The organism is Variovorax sp. 01T439_2, assembly GCF_056398445.1.
Map to the genome: position 1 here is coordinate 1 of NZ_JBFTPJ010000850.1, position 4,736 is coordinate 4,736.

Consider the following 4,736-nt stretch of genomic DNA (forward strand, 5'->3'; position numbering starts at 1 on the left):
GTGCGGTGCGCCGGTCGGCATCCGCCCGGCGGCCGCCCAGCCCGATGAAACTCCAGAGAACCGCGCGTACCGCGCGCATGAGATTGGACATGCACCGACTGTGCCGCAAGCGCAGCCAAAAAAACAGATGCAGATCCCAACCAAATCACCGGAGCAGATAAAGTCCATCACCGAATGAAGACCGCCCCGCCATGAAGCGCTACGAAGCCCTTGCTGCCGACATCGAGGCATCGATCCGCCACGGCACGCTCAAGACCGGCGACCGGCTGCCCTCGGTGCGGCACACCGGCGAGAGCCGGGGCGTGAGCGCTTCCACCGTGTTCCAGGCGTACTACCTGCTGGAGGCGCGCGGCCTGGTACGCGCGCGGGACCGCTCGGGCTACTACGTCACCGGCGGCGGGCTGCGCGATGCGCCGCCCGAGGCCAACCTCACCTCGCGACCGGCCGAGGGGCCCAGGTCGCTCGACGTGAGCGACCACGTGTTCGACATCCTCGAAGCCAGCATGTCGCGCAAGGTGATTCCTTTCGGCTCGGCCTTTCCGAGCCCGCTCCTGTTTCCGCTGGCGCGGCTGGGCCAGTTCATGGCCGCGAGCGCCAAGTCGCTCGACCCGTGGAGCACCGTGGACGACCTCACGCCCGGCAGCGCGGCCCTGCGCCGGCAGATTGCGCTGCGCTACCTGGGCGACGGCATGCAGGTGGCGGCCGACGAAATCGTCGTCACCAACGGCGCGCTGGAGGCGCTCAACCTGTGCCTCGCGGCGGTCACGCGCCCCGGCGATTCGGTGATCGTCGAATCGCCCACCTTCTATGCGGCCCTGCAGGCGCTGGAGCGCATGGGCCTGCGCGCCATCGAGGTGCCGACGCATCCCGGCGAAGGCATCGACCTGGCCGCGCTGGAGCTCGCCATCGCGGCCCACCAGCCCAAGGCCTGCTGGCTCATGACCACCTTCCAGAACCCGCTCGGCAGCCTGATGCCCGACGCGAAGAAGAAGGCGCTGGTCGAACTGCTCGCACGGCACGCGCTGCCGCTGATCGAGGACGACGTGTACGCCGAGCTCTACTTCGGCGACCGCCGCCCGCCGCCGGCCAAGGCCTTCGACACGCAGGGGCTCGTGCTGCATTGCTCGTCGTTCTCGAAGTGCCTGGCACCGGGCTACCGCATCGGATGGGCATCTGCCGGGCGCTTTGCGCGCAACGTGGCGCGCTTGAAGCTGACGACCACGCTCAGCACCTCGGTGCCCGCGCAGCTCGCGCTCGCAAGCTACCTGGAAAAAGGCGGCCTCGACAAGCACCTGCGCAAGCTGCGCCAGGTCCTGGCCGTGCAGCAGGCGAGCTTTGCGCAGGCAGTGGGCCACTACTTTCCCGCGGGCACGCGCGCCACGCGGCCGCTGGGCGGCTACTTCATGTGGGTCGAGCTGCCGGCGCAGGTCGATGCGCTCGCCATCCACGCGCAAGCGCTGGAGCGCGGCATCAGCGTGGCGCCCGGGCCCATCTTCTCGGCCACGCGCGGCTTCGCGCACTGCCTGCGCCTGAACTACGGGCATGCCTGGGATGCGCAGAGCGAAAAGGCGATGCAGACCCTGGGGCGATTGGTGGCCGCGGCCGCGGCAGGCAGCCCGCCGCGCGAGAAAATCGCGCTGCCGTGACCTTCGATCTTTTCTCCGATGACCTCGAAGACGCCGCGTTGCCGCGCGGCAAGGAGGCGATCGGCCCCGGCGCGTTCGTCCTGCCCCCGGCGGCCACCCAAAGTGCCCCACTTATGGCCACCCAAACTGCTCCACCCTGGCCACGGTGATCTGACGCATTGAACACGGTGCGTCGGGCACCGCGAAGCCCGACAGGCAGGACGTTAATTTCCACCCCCTCTGAGCGAGGGAACGCGAGATCGAACGCATCACCGGCATTTCGCGCCACACCATCCGGACCTACCAGCAGCGCTTCGCCGCCGATCCGGCAAACTGCCCCAGGGTGGCCACCGACCCTCCCAGTCAAACTGCTCCACCCTGGCCACCGACTTCCGGGCCGGTAGCGCCGCCGCTGGCCACCTCCAAGTGCGAACCCCACCGCGCCTTCATCGACGCCCAGTTGCGCCTGGGCCGCAACGCCACCGCCATCTACCAGGACCTGGTCGACCTGCACGGCTTTGACGGCGCCTACAACTCGGTCAAACGGTTCTGCGCCCAGCTTCGCCACAAGGAGCCCGAGCAGTTTGATCGTCTGAGCTTTGCGCCCGGCGAGGAGATGCAGGTCGACTACGGTGAAGGCGCCCCCACGCGGATGCCGGGCACCGAGCGCTGGCGCAAACCCCGCCTGTTCGTGGCCACGCTGCGCTACTCGCGGCGTAGCTTCCGCCGCGTGGTCTGGAAATCCAGCCAGCAAGTCTGGGCTGAGTTGCACGAGCAGGCCTGGGCCTACTTCGGCGGGTCCACCCACTACGTCGTCCTCGACAACCTCAAGGAAGGCGTCTTGAAGCCCGACCTGTACGAGCCCGCGCTCAATCCGGTCTACGCGGCCACACTCGCTCATTACGAGGTGGTGGCCGACCCGGCCCGGGTCCGGGATCCGAATCGCAAGGGGACGGTGGAGAACGCGATCCAACACACCCAGGCCACCGCGCTCAAGGGCCGGCGCTTTGAGACCATCGAAGAGCAGAACGCCTTCCTGGAACACTGGGAGTCCAGGTGGGCCGCCTCGCGCATCCACGGCGCCGAGCGGCGTCAGGTGCAGGCCATGTTCGAGGAGGAGCGCGCCCACCTGCAGCCGCTGCCGGCCACGCGCATGCAGTACTTCACCGAGGTGCAGCGCACGGTCTGCGACGACAGCTGCGTGCGCATCGACCACAGCAGCTACGCCGCTCGTCCGGCCCCGATTGGCTCCAAGGTGCTGGTGCGGCTGTTCGAGCGGCGCATCGAGATCCGTGAGCTGCGCACGCAAGCCTTGCTGCGCACCCACGAGCGGGTCGATCGCCCCGGCAGCGTGGTGCTGCCCATGGCCGAGCGGGTGTTCAACCCCTCGCGCGAGACGCGCTACATCCTGGCCCAGGCCCGAGCCATCGGGGCGCAGGCCTCGCGGCTGTGCCAGATGCTGTTCGCCATCGAGGGGCGCGTGGGCCAGCGCAAGCTGTGGGGCATCGTCAACCTGGCCAAGCGCTACCCGAACCACTTTATCGACGCGGCCTGTGCGGGCGCCATGGAGCAAGGCGTGCACAGCTACCGCCACGTCAAGGCGCTCACCGAGCGGCTGGTGGCCGACGCCCTGGCCGCCCTGCAGGCCGGCACGCCGACACAGTCGGCGTCAACGCTCACCCAGCAGCACGCGCTCATCCGCAGCGCCGACGAATACGGCGATCTGTTCGCCCACGCCGCCACCGCCACCTCGGGCGGCACAACCTCTCCCACCCCCACCACTGAGATCGCCCAGCCATGAACATGACCGAGATCGAACGCGCCCTGCGCGAGCTGCGCCTGTCCGGCATCGCCGACACGCTGTCCACCCGCGTGATGCAGGCCCAGGCCGCCCAGCAGCCCTTCCTGGAGACGTTGGCCGCCATGCTGCAAGACGAACTCGACCGGCGCCGCTCGCGATTGATGGAGCGCCGCTTCAAGCGCTCAGGCCTGGCCGAACGCCTGACGCTGGCGGACTTCGACTGGCGCTTCAATCCCAAGCTGCCGCGCAACGCCTGCTTCGAGCTGCACACCCTGAAGTTCATCGGCGAGGGGGCCAACGCATTGATCGTCGGCAAGCCCGGCACCGGCAAGAGCCATGTGGCCAAGGCGGTGGCCTACCAGGCCACGTTGGCCGGCTATGACGTGCGCTACGTGGAGGCCGACACCGAGTTCGCCCGATATGGGCTGGCCAGCACGGCGCAGCAGGCCGAACAGCTCAAGGGCTGGATCGAGCCGGACCTGTTGGTCCTTGATGACCTGTTCCTGGCCCGGCGCATTGCCGACGTGAGCGCCGAACTCTTGCAGGCCATCGTGCACCAGCGCTACAAGCTGCGTCGCGCCATCGTCATCACCTCCAACCGGGTGGTGCAGGACTGGGGAAAGTACCTCGCCGACGCCACCATGGCCACCACCATCCTGGACCGGCTCATGCACCGCTGCGCAATGCTGGAGTTCGAGGGCAAAAGCTACCGCCTGAAGGAGGCCGCCGCGCGCATCGCCATCACGCCCGAATCGTCATAATCCGACCGTCCTGCCTGGAGCAGTTTGACCGGCCATAAGTGGAGCAGTTTGGGGTGGCCATCGGGGATTTCACCTGTCTCATGGTTGACCCACCCAAGCAGGGTCCGCCAGTCGCCAGGTCGCAGAAGAACTGCCGTGACGGTCATCCCGGCCTCGATCCGAGGTGAACCAGGGACCTCGATTGCGTACTTTTTCACGTCCCCCGCTTGAAGTCCGAACCCCGTGAAGGGCACACGGTTATACGGTGACCTGCGGACGATGTCGAACACTCGGTCGAACGTGACGGTGACCTCATTCATGAACAAAGGCATTTGCAAAGCGGGTGAGGTAGCTTAAACGAGCCCACGTTGAGACCACGGCGCTGCACGTGGGTTTCTGGCTCGCTTGCGGTGTATCGCACGAGTGATTCGGTCAGCTCGCAGTCCAAGCACTGCCTTGCCTGTCAGCATGCAAACCAGCGTGCAGCAGCAAGGCGGCCGCGCAGGCAACCAACGGGGCCAATGCTTGCGAGCGCCGTCGCTTTCAGGAGCGCATGCTCGATGGTGTCGA

The 4,736-nt window shown here is 67.5% G+C and carries 2 protein-coding genes and 1 pseudogene; all 3 read left to right on the forward strand.

Annotated elements, in window-relative coordinates:
* Positions 1–191: 191 nt before the first annotated feature.
* The 3 genes and pseudogenes from AC1DOC_RS28735 to istB all read left to right on the forward strand — a co-directional run bounded on the left by AC1DOC_RS28735 (position 192) and on the right by istB (position 4,187).
* A complete protein-coding gene (locus AC1DOC_RS28735) occupies positions 192–1,646 on the forward strand; it encodes an aminotransferase-like domain-containing protein (RefSeq protein WP_436311675.1) in 1,455 nt (484 codons plus the stop codon).
* 223 nt (positions 1,647–1,869) lie between these two features.
* Positions 1,870–3,426 (forward strand): annotated as a pseudogene (istA, locus tag AC1DOC_RS28740) (IS21 family transposase); the annotation flags it as partial.
* The gene (gene istB / locus AC1DOC_RS28745; RefSeq protein WP_012745835.1) at positions 3,423–4,187 is read left to right on the forward strand and encodes an IS21-like element helper ATPase IstB; all 765 of its coding nucleotides are present in this window, start codon (positions 3,423–3,425) and stop codon (positions 4,185–4,187) included. The pseudogene istA and the gene istB, both read left to right, overlap by 4 nt.
* The last annotated feature ends 549 nt before the right edge of the window (positions 4,188–4,736 follow it).

Coding starts and splice junctions, on each gene's coding strand:
- AC1DOC_RS28735 (WP_436311675.1), top strand. CDS start 192: ATGAAGCGCTACGAAGCCCTTGCTGCCGACATCGAGGCATCGATCCGC.
- istB (WP_012745835.1), top strand. CDS start 3,423: ATGAACATGACCGAGATCGAACGCGCCCTGCGCGAGCTGCGCCTGTCC.